Source organism: Acidovorax sp., from assembly GCF_047607405.1.
Taxonomy (GTDB): Bacteria; Pseudomonadota; Gammaproteobacteria; order Burkholderiales; family Burkholderiaceae_C; genus Acidovorax.
The window spans coordinates 1-21,010 of record NZ_JASGDA010000037.1; the positions used below are offsets into that span (position 1 = coordinate 1).

The 21,010-nt window shown below is 69.8% G+C and carries 18 protein-coding genes; 11 read left to right on the top strand and 7 right to left on the bottom strand.

Going from position 1 to position 21,010, the window contains the following annotated elements:
• Positions 1–230 precede the first annotated feature (230 nt).
• Positions 231–2,021, bottom strand: coding sequence for a single-stranded-DNA-specific exonuclease RecJ (gene recJ / locus QM569_RS04430; RefSeq protein ID WP_414986016.1), 1,791 nt, complete (start codon positions 2,019–2,021; stop codon positions 231–233).
• Positions 2,018–2,944, bottom strand: coding sequence for a phosphoglycerate mutase (locus QM569_RS04435; RefSeq protein ID WP_414986017.1), 927 nt, complete (start codon positions 2,942–2,944; stop codon positions 2,018–2,020). The genes recJ and QM569_RS04435 overlap by 4 nt, the downstream gene beginning before the upstream one ends.
• A 67-nt stretch (positions 2,945–3,011) precedes the next feature.
• On the opposite strand from QM569_RS04435, the gene QM569_RS04440 reads away from it, so the two are divergent.
• Together QM569_RS04440 and lolD are read left to right on the top strand one after the other, a co-directional pair.
• Positions 3,012–4,265: a lipoprotein-releasing ABC transporter permease subunit gene (locus QM569_RS04440; RefSeq protein ID WP_414986018.1), complete on the top strand. Its 1,254-nt coding sequence runs from the start codon at positions 3,012–3,014 to the stop codon at positions 4,263–4,265.
• A 149-nt stretch (positions 4,266–4,414) separates the two neighbouring features.
• Complete coding sequence (gene lolD / locus QM569_RS04445; protein ID WP_414986019.1) at positions 4,415–5,104, top strand: lipoprotein-releasing ABC transporter ATP-binding protein LolD; 690 nt, start codon at positions 4,415–4,417, stop codon at positions 5,102–5,104.
• Positions 5,105–5,147: 43 nt separating this feature from the next.
• Here lolD and QM569_RS04450 read toward each other — a convergent pair whose 3' ends face one another.
• From QM569_RS04450 to QM569_RS04465, 4 genes are read right to left on the bottom strand one after another with little or no spacing between them, the layout of a single operon-like run.
• On the bottom strand, positions 5,148–6,194 hold the full coding sequence (locus QM569_RS04450; RefSeq protein WP_414986020.1) for a VWA domain-containing protein: 1,047 nt from the start codon (positions 6,192–6,194) through the stop codon (positions 5,148–5,150).
• A 3-nt stretch (positions 6,195–6,197) separates the two neighbouring features.
• Positions 6,198–7,133, bottom strand: coding sequence for a DUF58 domain-containing protein (locus QM569_RS04455; protein ID WP_414986021.1), 936 nt, complete (start codon positions 7,131–7,133; stop codon positions 6,198–6,200).
• Positions 7,114–8,103, bottom strand: a complete 990-nt coding sequence (locus QM569_RS04460) for an AAA family ATPase (protein WP_414986022.1) — start codon at positions 8,101–8,103, stop codon at positions 7,114–7,116. The genes QM569_RS04455 and QM569_RS04460 overlap by 20 nt, the downstream gene beginning before the upstream one ends.
• Positions 8,104–8,117: 14 nt before the next feature.
• On the bottom strand, positions 8,118–9,011 hold the full coding sequence (locus QM569_RS04465; protein WP_414986023.1) for a S1C family serine protease: 894 nt from the start codon (positions 9,009–9,011) through the stop codon (positions 8,118–8,120).
• Positions 9,012–9,098: 87 nt separating this feature from the next.
• Here QM569_RS04465 and QM569_RS04470 point away from each other — a divergent pair, with 87 nt between their 5' ends.
• From QM569_RS04470 to QM569_RS04510, 9 genes are all read left to right on the top strand, one after another.
• Positions 9,099–9,911 carry a TatD family hydrolase gene (locus QM569_RS04470; protein WP_414986071.1) on the top strand — a complete coding sequence of 271 codons (813 nt, stop codon included), beginning with the start codon at positions 9,099–9,101 and terminating at the stop codon, positions 9,909–9,911.
• Positions 9,912–9,986: 75 nt separating this feature from the next.
• A complete protein-coding gene (locus tag QM569_RS04475; protein ID WP_414986024.1) occupies positions 9,987–10,511 on the top strand; it encodes a DNA-deoxyinosine glycosylase in 525 nt (174 codons plus the stop codon).
• The gene (locus QM569_RS04480; RefSeq protein ID WP_414986025.1) at positions 10,508–11,275 is read left to right on the top strand and encodes a spermidine synthase; all 768 of its coding nucleotides are present in this window, start codon (positions 10,508–10,510) and stop codon (positions 11,273–11,275) included. Before QM569_RS04475 ends, QM569_RS04480 begins: the two co-directional genes overlap by 4 nt.
• A 1-nt stretch (position 11,276) precedes the next feature.
• Positions 11,277–13,055: a GspE/PulE family protein gene (locus QM569_RS04485; RefSeq protein ID WP_414986026.1), complete on the top strand. Its 1,779-nt coding sequence runs from the start codon at positions 11,277–11,279 to the stop codon at positions 13,053–13,055.
• 107 nt (positions 13,056–13,162) lie between these two features.
• Positions 13,163–13,654, top strand: coding sequence for a tripartite tricarboxylate transporter TctB family protein (locus tag QM569_RS04490; RefSeq protein ID WP_414986027.1), 492 nt, complete (start codon positions 13,163–13,165; stop codon positions 13,652–13,654).
• Positions 13,655–13,672: 18 nt separating this feature from the next.
• On the top strand, positions 13,673–15,184 hold the full coding sequence (locus QM569_RS04495) for a tripartite tricarboxylate transporter permease (RefSeq protein WP_414986028.1): 1,512 nt from the start codon (positions 13,673–13,675) through the stop codon (positions 15,182–15,184).
• 100 nt (positions 15,185–15,284) lie between these two features.
• Positions 15,285–16,211: a DMT family transporter gene (locus tag QM569_RS04500; protein WP_414986029.1), complete on the top strand. Its 927-nt coding sequence runs from the start codon at positions 15,285–15,287 to the stop codon at positions 16,209–16,211.
• 125 nt (positions 16,212–16,336) lie between these two features.
• On the top strand, positions 16,337–17,431 hold the full coding sequence (locus QM569_RS04505) for a TRAP transporter substrate-binding protein (RefSeq protein ID WP_414986030.1): 1,095 nt from the start codon (positions 16,337–16,339) through the stop codon (positions 17,429–17,431).
• Position 17,432: 1 nt separating this feature from the next.
• Positions 17,433–20,084 (top strand): EAL domain-containing protein, encoded by a 2,652-nt coding sequence (locus tag QM569_RS04510; protein WP_414986031.1) that lies wholly within the window; start codon positions 17,433–17,435, stop codon positions 20,082–20,084.
• Here the strand turns inward: QM569_RS04510 and QM569_RS04515 are convergent.
• Entirely contained in the window at positions 20,073–20,975 is a 903-nt protein-coding gene (locus QM569_RS04515) for a DMT family transporter (RefSeq protein WP_414986032.1), read from the bottom strand. The genes QM569_RS04510 and QM569_RS04515 overlap by 12 nt on opposite strands.
• Positions 20,976–21,010 lie beyond the last annotated feature (35 nt).

Consider the following 21,010-nt stretch of genomic DNA (forward strand, 5'->3'; position numbering starts at 1 on the left):
CCGCGCCCAAGCCTGCGCCCCGGTCCGCCCCCGCCCCCGCCCGCGCGCAGGTGGGCGCGAGCAAACCTGCCGCACCCCAAGCGCCCCGCCTGGCACCGCCCGCGCCCAAGCCCGCTGCCGCCAAGCCAGCGCCTGCTGCTGGCGGCAACGAGGATGATTGGGAGAGCTTCTGATTTGATAGCAGCCAGCGCTTGCTGCATAAGCGCTGGAGGCCGATTTGGCTTGAAATATCAGAGCTGCGCGCCTTCCACCAGGAACTGCACGCGCCGCTCGCCCTTCCACTCGTTCACGTCCAGCCGGAAGGCCAGCAGCACGCGCTCGGGCAGCTGCTCCGTGTGGCCGAACCAGATCGCGTCGATGGGGCTGCCCTGGTGCAGCAGCTTGAGCGACAGGTGGTTCCTGCCCTCGCCCACCAGCCGCTGGCTGAGCACCTGCACCTCCTCGCTGAACGTGGGCGGCGCGAAGCCCTGGCCCCAGACCTCGCGGTGCAGCGTGTCCACGATGTCGGCGCGCACATGCTCGGGGGCGAGCGGGCCGTCCGTCTCGATGCGGCGGGTGAGGGTGGCGGCGTCCAGCCATTCCTGCGCCACTTGCGCCAGGGCGCGCTCGAAGGTGTCGAACGCATCCTCGGCCACGGTGCAGCCTGCGGCCATGGCGTGCCCGCCGAACTTGACGATGACGCCGGGGTGGCGCTTGGCGACCAAGTCCAGCGCGTCGCGCAGGTGAAAGCCCGGAATGGAGCGGCCCGAGCCCTTGAGCCTGCCTGCCTCGCTGCTGGCCGCGAACACGAACGTGGGGCGGTGCAGCTTGTCCTTGATGCGGCTGGCCACGATGCCCACCACGCCTTCGTGGAAGTCGGGGTCGAACACGCTCACGGCGGGCGGCGGGGCAATGGCCCCCACGCTCGGCACTGGCGTGTCCTCGCTGCCCCCCGAGGGGGCGCTCGCCGCCTTGGGGCGGCCCGGCGGCGGCTCGGTGGCGCGCTGTAGTAGCCGCTCCACGAGAGCGAGCGCCTGCTCGCGCATGCCGCCCTCGATCTCGCGGCGCTCGCGGTTGATGCCGTCGAGTTGCGCGGCGAGCTGGGCGGCGCGGGCGGGGTCGTCGGTCAGCAGGCATTCGATGCCCAGCGTCATGTCGGCCAGCCGCCCTGCCGCGTTGATGCGCGGGCCGAGGGCAAAGCCGAAGTCGAAGGTGGTGGCCTGCGGTGCCTTGCGGCCTGCTGCGTGGAACAGCGCGGCGATGCCCGCAGGCATGGCGCCCGCGCGGATGCGCTTCAAGCCCTGGGCGACGAGGCGGCGGTTGTTGGCGTCGAGCTTGACCACGTCGGCCACGGTGCCCAGGGCGACCAAAGGCAAAAGAGGGTCGAGCTTGGGCTGGCTGGCGGCGTCGAACATGCCGCGCGCGCGCAGTTCGGAACGCAGCGCGAGCAGCACGTAGAACATCACGCCCACGCCCGCCATGGACTTGCTCTCGAACGCGCAGCCGGGCTGGTTGGGGTTGACGATGGCGTCCGCCAGCGGCAGCTCGGGGCCGGGCAAGTGGTGGTCGGTGACGAGCACTGAGAGGCCCAGCGCCTTGGCCTGGGCCACGCCCTCGACACTGGCGATGCCGTTGTCCACCGTGACCAGCACGTCCGCGCCGCGCTGCTTCACGCGGCGGGCTATTGCAGCGGACAGACCGTAGCCGTCCGCCACGCGGTCGGGCACCAGGTAGTCCACCTGCTGCGCGCCCAGCAGGCGCAGGCCGCGCACGCCCACGGCGCAGGCCGTCGCGCCGTCGCAGTCGTAGTCGGCCACGATGACGATGCGTTGGTTTGCAGCGATGGCATCGGCCAGCAGGCGGGCGGCGTCGGTGATGCCTTTCAGGCCCGCGGGCGGCAGCAGGCGGGCCAGGCCGTCGTCCAGTTCGCCCGGGGCGCACACGCCGCGCGCGGCGTACAGGCGGGCGAGCAGCGGGTGGATGCCCGCCTGCTCCAGCGCCCAGGCGGCGCGGGGGGGGATGTCTCTTGCTACTATTTTCATAGCTGCTTGTGCAGATCCAGCAAGCGCTGGGGCCTGAAAAGGCTTTGAATGCGCTGCGTGAGGGAGCGCGGCGCGGTGTGGAAGGCGAGGGTGTTGCGCTCGCCGCACAGCGTGAGCTGCACGGGCGCGCGGCTTTGCAGCAGGTCGGCGACGGGGCCAGCGTCCAGCGCCTGCCATGCCTGCGCCCACGCGCTCCAGTCCTCGCGCAGCGCGGCATCGCGCAAGGTGGTGGGCATCTGGGGCGGCGTTGCGTCGGTCAGCGCAGGCAGCGCGCCCGCGCCATGCACCCAGAAGGAATTGATGACCGGCAGCCCCCGCGCCGCGCGCTCGTCGTTGAAGGCATGGGTGTACAGCAGCATCTGCATCTCGCTGTGCAGCCGGTGCAGCGTGCGGGCCTGGCGGGCATCGGGCATCCAGGCGCGCACGTCGCGCAGCAGCACGCGCTCCAGTGAGGCGGTGGCCAGGCCGACGAACAGCGCGCCGCTGGCAAGCCAGCGCGTGGGCTGGTCGTAGTGCAGGGCGATGCCGTCCTCGGCGAACCAGGGCGCGACGATGGCGAGCAGGGCGCGCGATGCGGCTTCGTCCAGACCCAGCGCTTGCGGGTCGCGCAGCGTCACGTGGTCGGTGCTGACCTGCCACTGGCAGGGCGTGACGAAGGCCCAGGCCCCGTCAGTGGCGCGGCGGTGCCATGCGGCCCAGGGGATGCGGCCGTCTTCAAAAGGCAGGCCCAGGGCGCGCGCCAGGGCGCGCTCGTGCGGGGGGGAGAAGCTGGTTTCCTCGCCGCTGTCGCTCTGCGCCGGGTGGGGCGCCAGCCGGGCCAGCAGCTTGTTCAGATTCGGAAGGGCGAGGGTCTGCAAGGCTTGCCGGCACCCCTCGGCGGTACACGCGGCGTAGGGGATGAGCAAATGGTTCGTGTCCGACATGGGCGTATTGTCCGGGATGCCACAATCGCCCCGGCCCGCAGCGTGCGGGCTGCCTTTTCTCCCATTCATGCAAATCCCTTACGAACTGGCCCTGGGCTGGCGCTACACGCGCGCGGGGCGCGCCACGCGGCGCAACGGCTTTATCTCGTTCATCTCGGGCGTGTCCATGCTGGGCATCGCGCTGGGGGTGGCGGCGCTCATCATCGTGCTCAGCGTGATGAACGGCTTTCAAAAGGAAGTGCGCGACCGCATGCTGAGCGTGGTCTCGCACATCGAAATCTTTGCGCCCCAGGGCGCCGCGCTGCCCGACCCGGCGCGCACGCTGGCCGAGGCCCAGCAGAACCCCAACGTGGTCGGCGCCGCGCCCTTCGTGGCCGCGCAGGCGCTGCTGGCGCGCGGCGAGGACATGAGGGGCACCCTGGTGCGCGGCATCGACCCGGCGCTGGAAGGCGCTGTGACCGACCTGGCGGCGACCAACGCGCAGGTGCTGCAGCAACTGGCGCCCGGCGAGTTCCGCGTGGTGCTGGGCGGCGAATTGGCCCGCGCCCTGGGCGTGCGCGCGGGCGATGCCGTCACGCTGATCGCGCCTGCCGGCCAGGTCACGCCTGCGGGCGTGGTGCCGCGCCTCAAGCAGATGACGGTGGCGGGCACGTTCGACTCGGGCCACTACGAATACGACTCGGCCCTGGTGCTGCTGCACCACGAGGACGCGCAGCGCATCTTTCGCCTCGAAGGCCCCACGGGCGTGCGCCTGAAGCTCAAGGACTTGCACCAGGCGCGCGAGGTGGCGCAGCAACTGGCGGGTTCCTTGAGCGGCCAGTTGCTGATCCGCGACTGGACGCAGCAGAACCGCACCTGGTTCGCGGCGGTGCAGCTCGAAAAACGCATGATGTTCATCATCCTCACCCTCATCGTGGCCGTGGCGGCGTTCAACCTGGTCAGCACGCTGGTGATGACGGTGACGGACAAGCGCGCCGACATCGCCATCCTGCGCACGCTGGGCGCCAGCCCCAAAAGCATCATGGGCATCTTCGTCGTGCAGGGCGCCATGGTGGGCGTGATCGGCACCGCCGTGGGCCTGCTGCTGGGCCTCTCCATCGCGTTCAACATCGACGTGATCGTGCCCGCCATCGAGCGCGCATTGAACGCGAGCTTCTTGCCCAAGGACATCTACCTCATCAGCAAGATGCCCAGCGAGCCGCAGAGCAGCGACATCGTGCCCATTGGCGTGATCTCGCTGGTGTTGGCCTTCGTCGCCACCCTGTACCCGAGCTGGCGCGCCAGCCGCGTGAACCCCGCCGAGGCGCTGCGCTATGAGTGAGAAACACCCCCCTGAGACGCTTTGGGTCCTCCCCCCGCTCTCCCATTGCTGCGCAATGCGGGCAGGGGGACGCAGCCAGCGCGGCGGGGCGGCCCTTGCGCGGCTGCCCTGGTCTGGCGAGCGCCAGTTGCATGCCATGGATAACTGAGATGAATGCAGTGAAGAATGACGTGGTGCTCCAGGCCCAGGGCCTGACCAAGCGCTTTACCGAAGGCCGCCTGGACGTAACCGTTTTGCAAGGCGTGGACTTGCAGGTGCGCGCGGGCGAGACGCTCGCCATCGTCGGCGCGTCGGGCTCGGGCAAGAGCACGCTGCTGCACCTGCTGGGCGGGCTGGATGTGCCCACTGCTGGCACGGTGCGGCTGCAGGGCCAGGTGATGTCGTCCCTGTCGCCCGAACGCCAGGGCCAGCTGCGCAACCAGCACCTGGGCTTTATCTACCAGTTCCACCACCTGCTGCCCGAGTTCAGCGCGCTGGACAACGTGGCGATGCCGCTGCGCATGCGCCGCATGCCGCTGGCGCAATGCCATGCCGAGGCGGAGCGTGTACTTGCCTCCGTGGGCTTGAAAGAGCGGCTGCACCACCGCCCGGCGGAGCTGTCGGGCGGCGAGCGCCAGCGCGTCGCCATCGCGCGGGCGCTGGTCACGCGCCCCGCCTGCGTGCTGGCCGACGAGCCCACCGGCAACCTGGACCGGGGCACGGCGGACGGCGTGTTCGCGCTGATGCTGGAGCTGGCGCGCAGCCACGGCACGGCCTTCGTGATGGTCACGCACGACGAATCGCTGGCCGCGCGCTGCGGGCGCGTGCTGCGGCTGGTGTCCGGGGTGCTATCGGGTTGATAGCTGGTGGTGCTTGTCCATCAAGCGCTAGGGGCCAAAAAGGCTACAAAATCCGCCCGTACCACCACACCGACAGCGCCGCTGCCAGCAGGGCCAGCGCGGCGCCCGCCAGGGCGAGCAGGGCGGAAACCTCCGTCTCCTTCTTCTCCACCGTCAGCCGCGTGCTCAGGGCTTCATAGACTTTGCGCAGGTCTTGCGCCGTGGCGGCGTGGAAGTATTCGGCCGCCGTGCGCGTGGCGACGGCCTTGAGCGTTTCCTCGTCCAGCCGCACGCGCATGGACCAGCCCTCGAATCCGATGGTGTCGCCCGCCACCGTGCCCACGCCCACGGTGTACACGCGCACGCCCCGGTCGGCAGCCCACTGGGCGGCTTCGAGCGGATCGACCCCGGTGGTGCGCTGGCCGTCCGTCAGCATGATGATGGCGGCCGAGTGGTACGAGCCGGGCGCGACGGGCGTGAAGGACTTGGCGGGGTCTTGCTGCTTGCCGATCTCGTCGAGGGATCGGGGCCGCATGGCCTGGCGACCGCCCAGGGCCGCGATGTCGATGCCCGCGTCAGGGAACAGCGTGGCGAGCGACAGCATGATGCCGTTGCCCGTGGCCGTGCCGCGCTGCAGCTGGAAGCTGTCGATGGCTTTCACCAAGTCCTCGCGGCTCTGCGTGGGCAACTGCGCCAGTTGCGCGCTGCCCGCGAAGGCGACGATGCCCACGCGCACGTGGCGCGGCAGGTCGGCGATGAAAGCCTTGGCGGCGTTCTGCGCGGCGGTCAGGCGGTCGGGCTCCACGTCGGTGGCGCGCATGCTGCCGGACACGTCCATGGCGAGCATGATGGTTTGCTCCTGCGAGGGCAGGGTGATGACGGCCAGGGGGCGCGCTGCGGCCAGCAGCAGGGCGATCAAGGCCAGCAGGAACAGCGCGGGCGGAATGTGGCGGCGCAGGCGCTGGCCGGGGCCCAGGGCCTCGCGCACCAGGGCAAGGCTGGGGTAATTCAGCGCCGTTTTCTTGCGCCGATGTAGCAGCCACCAGTACAGCAGCACGAGCAAGGGTGCGATCAGCAGCAGCCAGAGCAGGGTGGGCCAGAGGAAGACCATGGTTCAGGTCGCCTGTGGTGGGCGCACGCGGCGGCGGCGCAGGTCCATGAATCGCAGCAGGGCGTCGGTCAGGTCGTCGTCCGTACGCAGCTCCAGCGTGTCGGCACCTGCGCGGTCCAAGCTGTCGCGCAACGCGGCCTCGCGCTCGGCGGCCAGGGCGGCGAAGCGGCGGCGGAAGGCGGCGTCGTGCGTGTCCACCTGCAATTGCTCGCCGCTCTCGGCGTCGCGCAGGGTGATGAGGCCCACGTCGGGCAGTTCCAGTTCCAGCGGGTCGAGCAGCCGCACTGCCACCACGTCATGGCGCTGCGCGAGCTGGGCCAGGGGCTTGTCCCACCCGGGCGTGCTGATGAAGTCGGACACCACGAACACGGTGCTGCGGCGGCGCAGCGTGGCCAGGCCCGCTTGCAGCAGGCGGTGCAGTTCGGTGGCTTTGCCTGCAGCCTGGGGTTGCAGCAGCGCATGCAGCAGGTGCAGCACGTGTGTGCGGCTGCTGCGTGGCGGCAGAACGGTGTTGACCGCAACGACTTGATCGTTGCCTTCTTGGTTTACGCCGCCGTACAGCATGGCCCCCACGCGGTTGCCGTGGCGCGTGAGCAGCCGCGCCAGCACGCCGACGAAGCCCGCGAGGATGTCGCGCTTGCTGTGGCCTTCGGGGCCGAAGGCGGTGGACGGGCTCAGGTCGAGCAGGAACCACGCCGCCATCTCGCGGTCTTCGGTGAACACGCGCACGTGCGGCGTGGCCAGGCGGGCGGTGACGTTCCAGTCGATGTGGCGCACGTCGTCGTGCGGCTGGTATTCGCGCAGGTCGGCCAGGTCGAGCCCGCTGCCGCGCATCAGCGTGCGCCAGTCGCCCTGCAGCAGGCCGTCCAGGCGGCGGATGACCGTCCACTCCAGCCTGCGCAGCAACTGCTCGGCTTTTTCAGGCGGCTTGGCGTTCATGCTGCAGGACGCGCGCTGGCGCGGGTATCTTGGCCATGATGCGGGCGATGAGCGCGTCGGCGTCCAGCCCTTCGGACAGGGCTTCGTACGACAGCGTCAGGCGGTGGCGCAGCACGTCGGCCGCCAGGTCGCGCATGTCCTCGGGCAGCGCGTAGCTGCGCCCGCGCAGCATCGCCAGGGCCTGCGCGCCTGCGGCCAGGGCGATGGTGGCGCGGGGGCTGGCGCCGCAGGCGATGAGGCCCGCCATGTCCTTCAGGCCGTGCCGGGCGGGCTCTCGCGTGGCCGCGACCAGCCGGGCGGCGTATTGCAGCAGGGATGGATCGACATAGACGGCCCTGCATTCGGTTTGCAGCGCTGCAAGCTGGGCGGTGGTGGCGACGGGCAGCACCTGCACGGGCGCTTCCAATGCGCGCTGGGCGATCACGAATTCTTCTTCTTCGGTGGGGTAACCCAGCAGCACCTTCATCATGAAGCGGTCCACCTGCGCCTCGGGGAGCTGGTAGGTGCCCTCGGTCTCGATGGGGTTCTGCGTCGCCATCACCAGAAAGGGCGCGGGCACGTGGTGCGTCTCGCCCGCGATGGTCACCTGCCGCTCCTGCATCACTTCCAGCAGCGCGCTTTGCACCTTGGCGGGCGCGCGGTTGATCTCGTCGGCCAGCAGCAGGTGGGTGAACACCGGCCCCAGCGTGGTGCTGAACTCGCCCGTGCGCTGGTTGTACATGCGCGTGCCCACCAGGTCGGCGGGCACCAGGTCGGGCGTGAACTGGATGCGCTTGAAGCTGCCCTGGATGGTGCTCGCCAGCGTCTTCACCGTCAGCGTCTTGGCGAGGCCCGGCACGCCCTCGACCAGCAGGTGGCCCTGGGCGAGCATGGCGACCATCACGCGCTCCAGGAAGAGGTCTTGCCCGACGACGACGCGCTTGACCTCGTACAGCACCTGTTCCATCAGGGTGGCGTTGTTGGCTTCCATGGTGTTCATTCCTTTCAGAAGGGCGGCATGCCCACGGCGGATGCGGCGTTTTCAATCGGAACGGCAAAGCCGATGCCAATGAAAGTGCGCGCAGGCGTGGGGTTGAGGATGGCGGTGACGATGCCCACCACCTCGCCATCGAGCGTGACCAGCGGCCCGCCGGAGTTGCCGGGGTTGGCGGCGGCGTCGAACTGGATCAGATGGGTGAGCTGGCGCTTGCCCTCGGGCGAGGTGAACTCGCGCTCCAGCCCCGAGATCACGCCCGCCGAGGCCGACGGCCCGATGCCGAACGGAAACCCCACGGCCACCACGTGGTCGCCAGCGCGCAGGCCCTGGGTGGAGCGCAGCGGCGCGGCCTGCAGGTCGTCGGGCACCTTCTGCGCCTGCAGCACGGCCAGGTCGTTCTCGGGCTGGATGCCGGTCACGCGGGCCGTCGTCTCCGTGCCGTCGTAGAAGGTAATGCCGATGCGGTCCGCGCCCGTGACCACGTGCAGGTTGGTCAGGATGGTGCCCTTGTCCACGATCACCACGCCGGTGCCCACGCCGCGCTCGATTTCTTGCCGGCTCTTGCGGTCGCGCCCATAGCCCGCCACGCGCACCACCGAGGGCGCGATGGCCTCTGCGGCCCGCGCGGCGGCGGATGGCGGCGTGGTGGTCTCCAGCGTGCGCAGCACGGCGGCGTCGATGTCTTCCTGCGTGATGGCGCGCGGCGCGGGGCGCTGGTGCAGCGCCAGGCTGGCGGCCAGCAGCGCGCCCAGCAGCACGATGGCCGCCCACAGGCCGCGCGTGCGGGGCTGGGGCGGCGCGGCGGCTACCACCGTGTCAGCGGGCGGCGGCGCATCGGGCGCCGGGGCCTGCGCGGGGCGGCGCGCGGCGCGGGAAGGGCTGTAAAGGGCGGGCCGGGGCATGCTGTCACCTTGCACGACCGCGCCGGGAAAGGGCGCGTGCGGATCACGTTAGCACGGTTCGCCGCGCCATGGGGCATCATCCCCCGCATGCCCGCCTGGATCGACACCCATTGCCACCTGGACGCCCCCGAGTTCGACCCCGACCGCGGCGCGGTGCGCGCCCAGGCCCGCGCCCAGGGCGTGGCCCGCTGCGTCATCCCCGCCGTGGAGCGCGCCAATTGGGACGCCGTGCGCGCGCTGGCGCACCAGCAGGGGGACAGCTACGCGCTGGGCATCCACCCGCTGTACACCGGCCGCGCGCAGGACGCCGACCTGGACCTGCTGGCGCAGGAACTGCAGCGCCACCGCGCCGACCCGCGCCTGGTGGCCGTCGGCGAGATTGGGCTGGACTATTTCGTACCGGGGCTGGACGCGCAGCGGCAGCAGAGGTTCTACCGCGCGCAACTGCAACTGGCCCGCCGCTTCGACCTGCCCGTGATCCTGCACGTGCGCCGCTCGGCGGACCAACTGCTCAAGGGCCTGCGCGAGCTGCCGGTGCAGGGCGGCATCGCCCACGCCTTCAACGGCAGCCTGCAGCAGGCGCGGGCGTTCATTGCCCTGGGCTTCAAGCTGGGCTTTGGCGGCGCCGTCACCTTCGACCGCGCGCTGCAACTGCGCCGCCTGGCGGCAGAACTGCCGCTCGACGCCCTGGTGCTGGAAACCGACGCGCCCGACATCCCCCCGCACTGGCTCTACGTCACCGCCGCCGAGCGCGCGGCGGGCGCGGCCCCCGCGCGCAACACCCCCGCCGAGCTGCCGCGCATCGCCGCCGTGGTGGCGGGTTTGCGCGGCATCACGCCCGAAGAACTGGCCCAGGCATGCCACGCCAATGCCTGCGCCGCGCTCCCACGGCTAGCATAAAAAATAGGAGTGTTTTTGGCCTCCAGCGCTTATGCAGCAAGCGTCATCAGCTATTTAATTGATAGTATCCACCCCATGACACTTGCTGACGCCCCCCGCCTCGTCGGCCTGCCGCCCATGGTGGGCTCTGGCACGCGCGTGCTGCTGTTGGGCAGCTTTCCCGGCGCGGCTTCGCTGCGGGCGCGGCAGTACTACGGGCATCCGCAGAATCACTTCTGGCGCATCCTCGCGGCGCTGTGGCCCGCGCCGCCGCTGCCGGGCGACTACGCCGGGCGCTGCGGCTGGCTGCTGGCGCGTGGGCTGGGGCTGTGGGACGTGTACGCCGCCTGCGAGCGCGAGGGCAGCCTGGACGCCAGCATCCGCAACGCCCAGGTCAACGACTTTGCGGGCCTGCATGTGCGGGTGCCCCGGCTGGCCGCCATCGCCCACAATGGGGGCGAGAGCTTTCGCCATGCCCGGGCCGTGCGCGCCGCGCTGGGGGCTGATCTGCCTTCGCTGCGCCTGCCCTCGACCAGCCCGGCGAATGCGTCGTGGAGCTTTGACAAGAAACTGAACGCCTGGCGCGAAGCCCTGGCCCCCTTTGTAGATGGATTGACGTGAGCCGCAAGAAAACAAGCACTGCCGATCTGCCCGAAGTCAGCGTCTCCGACGATGGCGAGGTGCGCCACCTGCACCTGGGCACGCCGTGGATTCAAGGCTCCATGCGCATTGCCGAGCCCTTCGAGCTGGAGCTGGAATACGTGCAGCGCATGATGGCCTGGCTGCTGTTCGCCGAGCCCTCGCAGGTGTCCAAGGGCCATGCCATGCAGCTCGGCCTGGGCGCGGGCGCGATCACCAAGTTCTGCCACAAGAAGCTGCGCGTCTGCACCACGGCCATCGAGCTGAACCCGCAGGTGCTGGCCGTGTGCCGCCAGTGGTTCAAGCTGCCGCCCGACGGCCCCAAGCTGCGCGTGGTGCTGGCCGATGCGGCCCAGGAGATACGCAACGCCATGTGGCAAGGCACGGTGGACGGCCTGTGCGTGGACCTGTACGACCACGAGGCGGCGGCCCCCGTGCTGGACAGCGCGGATTTCTACGCCGACTGCCGCGCTCTGCTGACGGAAACCGGCTGCATGACGGTCAACCTGTTTGGCCGCGCATCCAGCTTTGAGCGCAGCCTGCAAAGCATGGCGGCGGCCTTTGGCGACGAGGCGCTGTGGGCCTTCAAGCCCACGCGCGAGGGCAATACCGTGGTGCTGGCGCAGCGCACGCCCACGCGCCCCAAACGCATGGAGCTGGCGGCGCGGGCCGAGGCGGTGCAGGCGCGGTGGGACTTGCCCGCCACGAAATGGCTGCGGGTGTTCAAGCCCGTGAAAGGCACGTGAGATGAAGACGGCAAAGACGGCAACGACAACCCACATCGGCCCCGTGGACTGGCGCCGCTTGGTGGAATGGCTCAGCGAGGACGGCGTCATCTCCCGCGAGGAGGCCGAGCGCACCATCGCCCGCTGCTCGCAGGCCGAAAGCTCCCAGCACGCGCTGGTGCGCCTGACCAACGTGGCGATGGCGCGCGCCAGCGACGGCAAGCCGCTGGACATCGAGGCGCTGTCCGAATACCTGGCCCGGCGCGCGGGCCTTGCATACCTGCGCATCGACCCTTTGAGGGTGGACGTGGGCCGCGTGGCCGACACCATGAGCGCCACCTACGCCGAGCGCCACAAGGTGCTGCCCGTGCAGGTGACCAACACCGAGGTGGTGGTGGCAACCGCCGAGCCCTTCATCGACGACTGGGTGGCCGAGGTGGAGCGCCAGTCGCGCCGCAAGGTGCGCCGCGTGGTCGCCAACCCGCAGGACATCCACCGCTATACGGCGGAGTTTTTTGCCCTGGCCAAGACCGTGCGCGCCGCGCAGAAGGCGGGCGGGGCGGCGGCGGGCAGCAGCTTCGAGCAGCTGGTGGAGCTGGGCAAGAGCAACAAGCAGCTCGACGCCAACGACCAGGGCGTCGTCAAGGTGGTGGACTGGCTGTGGCAGTACGCCTTCGACCAGCGCGCGAGCGACATCCACCTGGAGCCGCGCCGCGACCAGGGCGTGATCCGCTTTCGCATCGACGGGGTTTTGCACCCCGTCTATCAGATGCCCATGGGCGTACACAACGCCATGGTCTCGCGCATCAAGCTGCTGGGCCGCATCGACGTGGTGGAAAAGCGCCGCCCGCAGGATGGCCGCATCAAGACGCGCAACCAGCGCGGCGACGAGGTGGAAATGCGCCTGTCCACCCTGCCCACGGCCTTCGGCGAAAAGATGGTGATGCGCATCTTCGACCCCGACAACGCCGTCAAGGACCTGGACGCGCTGGGCTTCGCGCAGCACGACGCCGAGCGCTGGGAGGAACTGGTCAAGCGCCCGCACGGCATCATCCTCGTGACCGGCCCCACGGGTTCGGGCAAGACCACCACGCTGTACTCCACCCTCAAGCGCGTGGCGACGGAAGAGGTCAACGTGAGCACGGTGGAAGACCCCATCGAAATGATCGAGCCCAGCTTCAACCAGACGCAGGTGCAGCCCCAGCTCGACTTCAACTTCGCCGAAGGGCTGCGCGCGCTGATGCGGCAGGACCCGGACATCATCATGGTGGGCGAAATCCGCGACCTGGAGACGGCCGAGATGGCGATCCAGGCCGCGCTCACGGGGCACCTGGTGTTTTCCACCCTGCACACCAACGACGCGCCCTCGGCCATCACGCGGCTGATGGAGCTGGGCGTGCCGCCGTATCTGCTCAACGCCACCATCCTGGGCGTGCTGGCCCAGCGCCTGGTGCGCACCCTGTGCAGGGCGTGCAAGCAAAAGGACGACGATGCGGGCCGCGAAGTGCTCATGGCCGCCGTCAGCCCCTGGAAGCTGGGCGGCGGCTACCACCCCTACAAGCCCGTGGGCTGCGTGGACTGCCGCATGAGCGGTTTTCGCGGGCGCATGGGCCTGTACGAACTGCTGACGGTGAGCGAGGCGCTCAAGGAGAAGATCAACCAGGCCCCGTCCATCGACACCCTGCGCCGCCAGGCCGTCAAGGACGGCATGCGCCCCCTGCGCCTGGCGGGCGCGCTGCGCGTGGCCGAGGGGCTGACCACGCTGCAAGAGGTGCTGACGGCCACGCCGCCGCTGCAATAGCAGTCTCCTCGGCGACATGTCGCCGTACGTAGGTGGAATCCACATGCGCGACGGGGGCTCTTGACCCCACAATTGCGCAGTCGAGATTTCCGCCAAGGAGACAATTCGTGAAAATCAAAAGTCAGAAAGACTTCTTCTCCGGCCTCATGTTCATGGGCGTCGGCGTGGCGTTCGCTGTGGGTGCGGGCACCTACACCGTCGGCAACGGCGCCCGCATGGGCCCGGGCTACTTCCCCCTCATCCTGGGCATCCTGCTCGCCGTCCTGGGCGCCGCCATCACCTTCTATGCCCTGACGGTGGAGAGCGGCCCCGACGGCGACAAGGTCGGCAAGTGGGCCTGGAAGCAGATCGTCTTCATCCTGCTGTCCAACTTCGCCTTCGGCGTCCTGCTGGTCGGTCTGCCGAGCTTCGGCGTGCCCGCCATGGGGCTGATCGTGGCGATCTACGGGCTGGTGTTCATCGCCAGCATGGCCGGGGAGAAACCCAACCACAAGGAAACCTTCGTCCTGGCCACCGTGCTGGCCGTGGGCAGCTACGTGGCTTTCGTCTGGGCGCTGAAACTGCAGTTCCCGGTGTGGCCCAGTTTCATTTCGGGTTAAGCGGCAGGAGCATCGACCATGGAATTGTTTGACAACCTGGCGACCGGCTTCGGCGTCGCCTTCACCTTCCAGAACCTCATCTACTGCCTGGTGGGCTGCATTCTGGGCACGCTGATCGGCGTGCTGCCCGGCATCGGGCCCGTGGCCACCATCGCCATGCTGCTGCCCGCCACCTACGCGCTGCCCCCGGTGGCGGCGCTCATCATGCTGGCGGGCATCTACTACGGCGCGCAGTACGGGGGCTCCACCACGGCCATTTTGGTGAACCTGCCGGGCGAATCGTCCTCGGTGGTGACCGTGATCGACGGCTACCAGATGGCGCGCCGGGGCCGCGCAGGCCCTGCGCTCGCCGCCGCCGGCCTGGGCTCGTTCTTCGCGGGCTGCGTGGGCACGCTGATCCTGGCCGCCTTTGCGCCGCCGCTGACCGAGGTCGCCTTCAAGTTCGGCCCCGCCGAATACTTTTCGCTGATGACGCTGGGCCTGATCGGCGCCGTGGTGCTGGCCTCGGGCTCGCTGCTCAAGGCCGTCGCCATGATCGTGCTGGGCCTGCTGATGGGCCTGGTGGGCACCGACGTGAACTCGGGCGTGGCCCGCTACAGCTTCGACATCCCTGAGCTGACGGACGGCATCAACTTCGTCGTGATCGCCATGGGCGTGTTCGGCTACGGCGAAATCATCGCCAACCTCTCCAAGCCCGAGGACGACCGCGAGGTGTTCACCGCCAAGGTGCAGGGCCTGATGCCCACCAAGGAGGACTTCAAGCGCATGGTGCCCGCCGTGCTGCGCGGCACGGCGCTGGGCTCGGCCCTGGGCATCCTGCCCGGCGGCGGCGCGCTGCTGGCGGCCTTCGCTGCCTACACCATCGAGAAGAAGACCAAGCTCAAGCCCGGCGAAGTGCCGTTCGGCAAGGGCAACATCCGCGGCGTGGCGGCGCCCGAGTCGGCCAACAACGCGGGCGCGCAGACCTCGTTCATCCCGCTGCTGACGCTGGGCATCCCGCCCAACGCCGTGATGGCGCTGATGGTGGGCGCCATGACCATCCACAACATCCAGCCCGGCCCGCAGGTGATGACCAGCAACCCCGAGCTGTTCTGGGGCCTGATCGCCTCGATGTGGCTGGGCAACACCATGCTGATCATCCTGAACCTGCCGCTCATCGGCATGTGGATCAAGCTGCTGACCGTGCCCTACCGCTGGCTGTTCCCGTCCATCGTGCTGTTCTGCGCTGTGGGGGTGTACGGCACCAACAACAACACCTTCGACGTGTGGCTGGTGGGCATCTTCGGCTTCATCGGCTACGTGTTCTACAAGCTGGGTGTGGAGCCCGCGCCGCTGCTGCTGGGTTTCATCCTGGGCCCCATGATGGAGGAGAACCTGCGCCGCGCGCTGCTGCTCTCGCGCGGCGACTGGAGCGTGTTCGTCACGCGCCCGCTGTCGGCGGGGCTGCTGGCCGCCGCCGCGCTGCTGCTCGTCATCGTGCTGCTGCCAGCGGTCAAGAACAAGCGCGAGGAAGCCTTCGTCGAAGACTAGGCTGGCTGCATGCCCGGCCGGTTCTCCGGCCCTGGAACGGCGGCGCCTGCGGGCGCCGTTGTTTTTTGCCAAGATGGCGGGCCTGGAATATGGATAAAAAGTGCCACCAACCCAATACCCACAAGCACAAGCAGCTAGAAAAAGCATAGCAGGCGGGCTCGTGCTCGCCGTGTGCGGCTCCGTCGCCTTCAGCGGCAAGGCCATCATCGTCAAGCTGGCGTACCGCCACGGCGTGGATGCCGTCACGCTCATCATGTACCGCATGCTGTTCGCCCTGCCCATCTTCGCGGTGATGGCGTGGTGGTCCAGCCGGGGCCGGCCGCCGCTCACGCGCCGGGACTGGCTGGGGGTGCTGGGCCTGGGCGTCACGGGCTACTACCTCGCCAGCTTCCTGGACTTCGCGGGGCTGGCCTACATCAGCGCCGGCCTGGAGCGGCTCATCCTGTACCTCAACCCCACGCTGGTCATGATGCTCGGCTGGCTGCTGTACGGGCGCGGCATCCGCTGGACGCAGGCCGTGGGCATGCTCATCAGCTACTGCGGCGTGGTGCTGGTGTTTGGGCTCGAAGCCAACCTGCAGGGCGCGCACGCCGCCTGGGGTGCGCTGCTGGTGTTCCTGAGCGCGGTGAGCTATGCCGTCTATCTGGTCTATAGCGGCGAGATGGTGCGGCGCCTGGGCTCGCTGCGGCTGGTGGGGCTGGCGACCACGGTGGCCTGCCTGTGCTGCCTGGCGCAGTTCGCGGTGCTGCGGCCCCTGTCGGCGGCGGTGGTGGCGCCCGAGGTGATCTGGCTGTCCGTGCTCAACGCCACGCTGTGTACGGCGGCGCCCGTGCTCATGGTGATGATGGCCATCGAGCGCATCGGCGCGGGCATGGCGGCGCAGACGGGCATGGTGGGGCCGCTGTCCACCATCCTCATGGGCATCTGGATTCTGGGCGAGCCCTTCACCGCCGGGCTGGCGGCGGGCACGGCGCTGGTCATCGCGGGTATCTTCGTTTTCACGCGCGGGGCGCGCGGCAGGGCCTGAATCCGCTGGCGTCCGGGGGCAGAGAGTCCGGTCAGGCGCGTACCCGGACGGTGCGTGGTGTTTTGCCGACAGCCGGTTCGGCCCGGCGGAGCAACTTGGTCAAGAATGGGGGGCTGTCACCCGCCATGCCCCCAATCCCCGCTTTTCATCGTCGGCTCCGTCGCGGCACCGCGCTGGTGAGCATCGCGCTGTCCGCGTGGGCCTGCCTGCCGCCGCCCGCCGCCGCGCAGGCGGCGCCGTACCGGCTGCGCATCGTGGGCGGCCTGGAGGGCAGCAACCAGTACACCCGCCTGGAAGAGCCCTTCTGGACGCGCGAGCTGTCGCGCCTGAGCGGCGGCAGGTTCACCGCCGACATCGTGCCCTTCGACCGCGCGGGCGTGCCCGGCGCCGAGATGCTGCGCCTGCTGCAACTGGGCGTGGTGCCGTTCGGCACCATGCTCATGAGCTCGCTCGCGGTGCAGTACCCCGAGTACACCGCGCCGGACCTGGCCGGGCTCAACCCCGACATTGCCACGTTCAGGTCCACCCTGGCGGCGTTCAGGCCCTATCTTGAAAGGGCGCTGCGCGAGCAGCACGGCGTGGAGCCGCTGGCGGTGTACATCTACCCGGCCCAGGTGGTGTTCTGCAAAAAGCCCCTGGGCGGCCTGGCCGACCTGCAGGGCCGCCACACGCGCGTGTCTTCGTCCACCCAGGCTGATTTCGTGAGCGCCCTGGGCGGTGTGCCCGTGGTCACGGGCTATGCGCAGATCGTGCCCAGCCTCAGCAGCGGCAGCACCGAATGCGCGGTCACCGGCACCATGTCGGGCAACACGCTGGGCCTGCCGTCCATCACCTCGTACATGCACACCTTGCCGCTGACCTGGGGGCTGGCGGTTTTCGGGGCCAACCAGGCCGCGTGGCAGTCGCTGCCAGCGGCCCTGCGCGAACTGCTGCGGCGCGAGCTGCCACGGCTGGAGGCAGCGGTCTGGGACCAGTCCGAGCGCGAGACTGCGGACGGCACGGCCTGCAACCAGGGCGCTGCCGCCTGCTCCGGCGGGCGCAAGGGCCGCATGGCGGTGGTGTCCACCTCGCCGCAGGACGAGCGCCGCCGCCGCGAGATCCTGGAGTCCACGGTGCTGCCCCGCTGGGTGCAGCGCTGCGGGGCGCGGTGCGCCCAGGTCTGGAACCAGACCATAGGCCCCGTGCGCGGCTTGCTCGCCGCCCCCGCAAAGCCGCGATGAGATGAGCGAGACCGTCACCACCCCGCTGCGCATCAGGGCCTTCGTGGGCACGGGCGTGGCGGTATTCATGGCGGCGGTGGCGCTGGTGACTTTCGTGCTGGCGTGGAACGCGCGCAATGCGGCGCTGGACGACAGCGCGGCCCAGGCCAACCGTTTCGTCGCCGGGGCCGAGGCCGCGCTCAACCGCGCGCTGCTGTCGGTGGACGTGATGCTCGCCAGCACGGACGAGCTGCTGGGCCTGTCGGGCACCGCACGCGACGCGATCGACGCCGCTGCCGCCAGCCAGCGGCTGCGCAGCTCGGCGCGGCAGAACCTCATGGTGCGCTACGTGGCGCTGCTGGACGAGGCGGGCCGCAGCATCGCATCGTCCGACGCATCCGGCAGCGCGCTGCAGGTGCAGCTGCCGCCAGGCTTCCTGGACGCGGTACTCGCGCAGCCCGTCTCCGTGCTCATGGTCAGCGCGCCGGTGGTGAGCTTCGCCACGGCCGAGCGCGTGCTGTACTTCGCGCGCCAGCTGTACCTGGCTGGGGGCGCCCGCGTGGTCGCGGTGGCCGAGCTGCCGGTCAGAGCCCTCGGCTCCGTGCTGGGGCAGGGCGCAGACATCAGCGGCCTGCAGGTGACGCTGGAGCGCGTGGGCGGGCAGTTGCTGCTGGGCATACCCCACCGCGAGGAGCGTACGGCCCCCACGCTGTCGCCGCCGCTGGCCGAGCTGGGCGACAGCGGCCTGCAGTGGCGAGCGCCTGCGCGCCTGAGCGGCGAACCCGCGCTGGTGGTGTTTCGCCCGCTGCTCTACCAGGACCTGCGCATCTCCGCCAGCGTGCCCAGGCGCGACGCGCTCGCCGGCTGGCGCGCCCAGCGCAACGCCATCGCGTTCACGGGCCTGATGTTCATGGCCATGGTGCTGGGCGCGGGCGTGCTGGCACTGCGCTACCTGGACCGTCTGTCGCAGGCGCGCGCCGCCATCGCCCAGTCCAAGACCGAGCTGGACCAGGCGCTCGAATCCATGGTCAGCGGTTTCGCGCTGCTCGACAGCGCGCACCGCGTGGTGCGCTGGAACAGCCGCTTCGAGGAAATCTACCCCTGGCTGCGCGGGGTGCTGGAGCCGATGGTGCCGTTCAGCACCATTCTGGAAGAAGACGCGCGCTACCACTTGCCCGACGCCACCGACGAGGAGCGCGCGCGCCGGGTGGAGCTGCGCCTGCTCAAGCAGACACAGCTGCACGAGCCGCACGAGCAGGTTCTGCCCAACGGCCGCACCATCCAGATCACCGAGCGATCCACGCCCGATGGCGGGCTGGTCATCACCTACCACGACGTGACCGCGCTGCGCCGCGCCAGCGCCGAGATCGAGAGCCTGGCCTTCTACGACCCGCTGACCAACCTGCCCAACCGCCGCCTGCTGATGGACCGCATGCAGCAGCTCATCGCGGCCAGCGTGCGCAGCGGGCAGTACGGCGCGCTGCTGTTCCTGGACCTGGACCATTTCAAGACCCTCAACGACACCCAGGGGCACGAGGTGGGCGACCTGCTGCTGTGCCAGGTGGCCGACCGCCTCAAGAGCTGCGTGCGCCGCGAGGACACCGTGGCGCGGCTCGGCGGCGACGAGTTCGTGGTCATGCTGCACGAGCTGTCCACCCGCAGCGAGGAGGCAGCCGCCCATGCGCGCCGCGTGGGCGAGAAGATCCTGCGCAAGCTCAATGCGCCCTACGCGCTGGGCGGCCAGACGCACCACAGCACGGCCAGCATCGGCGCCACGCTGGTGGGCGGCAGCCAGCAGCAGCCCACGGTGGACCTGCTCAAGCAGGCCGACATCGCCATGTACCAGGTCAAGTCGCAGGGGCGCAACGCGCTGTGCTTCTTCGACCCGCAGATGCAGATCGCCATCAGCGCCCGCGCCCAGCTCGAAAACGACCTGCAGGCCGCGCTGGCGGGGCGGCAGTTCGAGCTGCACTACCAGCCCCAGTTCCACCTGGACGGGCACATGGTGGGCGCCGAGGCGCTGATCCGCTGGCGCCACCCCACGCGCGGCCTGATCGCGCCGGGCGCCTTCATCGGCGTGGCCGAGGAGAGCGAACTCATCGTGCCCATGGGCCACTGGGTGCTGCGCACCGCCTGCGAGCAGCTCGCCGCGTGGCAGGACGACCCGCGCTTCAAGCACCTGCAGCTCTCGGTCAACGTCAGCGCGCGGCAGTTCCGCCAGCGCGACTTCGTGGCCCGCGTGGTCGAGGTGCTGCGCGAGACGGGGGCGCGCGCCCATCTGCTCAAGCTGGAGCTCACCGAGTCGCTGGTGCTGGACAACGTGGACGACACCATCGCCAAGATCGGCCTGCTCAAGACCAAGGGCGTGCGCTTCTCGGTGGACGATTTCGGCACCGGCTACTCGTCGCTGGCCTACCTCACGCGGCTGCCGCTGGACCAGCTCAAGATCGACCAGTCCTTCGTACACCACCTGGGCGCCAGCCACACCGACGGCGTGATCGTGCAGACCATCATCGGCATGGCCCGCAACCTGGAGCTGGACGTGATCGCCGAGGGCGTGGAAACCCAGGACCAGAAGGACATGCTGACGGCCTACGGCTGCCAGTTCTTCCAGGGCTACCTGCTCGGGCGCCCCATGCCTGCGGCGGAGCTGGAAGTGCTGCTATCTGCGTGAGGATGACACCACGATCCCGCCCACGATCAGCGCGAACGCCACGGCGTGGAACAGGCGCGGCGTCTCGCCCAGGAAAGCCGCCGACAGCAGCGCCGCGAACAGCGGCGTGAGGTTGGAGAAAAACCCCGCGACGGCAGGCCCCGCGCGCTGCACGCCCGCGCCCCAGAAGCGGTAGGCCAGCACGGCAGGCCCCACGGCGATGAACGCCAGCGCAGCCGCCAGCGGCCAGCCCCATTCGGCGTGCGCGCGCCCCGCCGCCCACTCCGCGCCCGCGAACGCGCCCGACCAGCCCAGCCCGAAGAGCACCTGCGCCATCAGGAACGCCGCCCAGTCGCCGCGCACGCTGGCGGGCTCGCGCGTGGCGGGCAGCAGCCAGCTGTAAAAAGCCCACGAGACGGTGGCCAGCACCATCAGCAGGTCGCCCGGCACCAGCCGCAGCGCCAGCAGCTGCGCCCATTCGCCCCGGCTGAGCACGATGAGCACGCCGCACATCGACAGCAGCGCCCCCGCCAACTGCCGCCGCGTGACCGGCGCGCCGAAGCACAGCGCGCCCACGGCCAGCATCCACACCGGCATGCTGGAGCCCACCAGCGTGGTGTTGATGGGGGTGGAAGTCTGCAGCGCCATGTACTGGAAGGCGTTGTACAGCCCGATGCCCAACAGCCCCAGCAGCGCGTAGCGCCGCCAGTGCGGCCACAGCGGGCTGCCCCGGCGCAGCACGGGGCGCGCCAGCGGCAGCAGGATGGCGAAGGCCAGCACCCAGCGGATGAAGTTGAGCGCAAGGGGCGAAATGAGGTCGTGTACCAGGCGGCCGATGACGGCGTTGCCTGCCCACAGCAGCGGCGCCGTCACCAGCAGCGCCGCCGTGCCGGGCGTGAGTCTTTGGGTCATGCTCCCGACTGTAATGGCGGATTCGTGGCAGGATG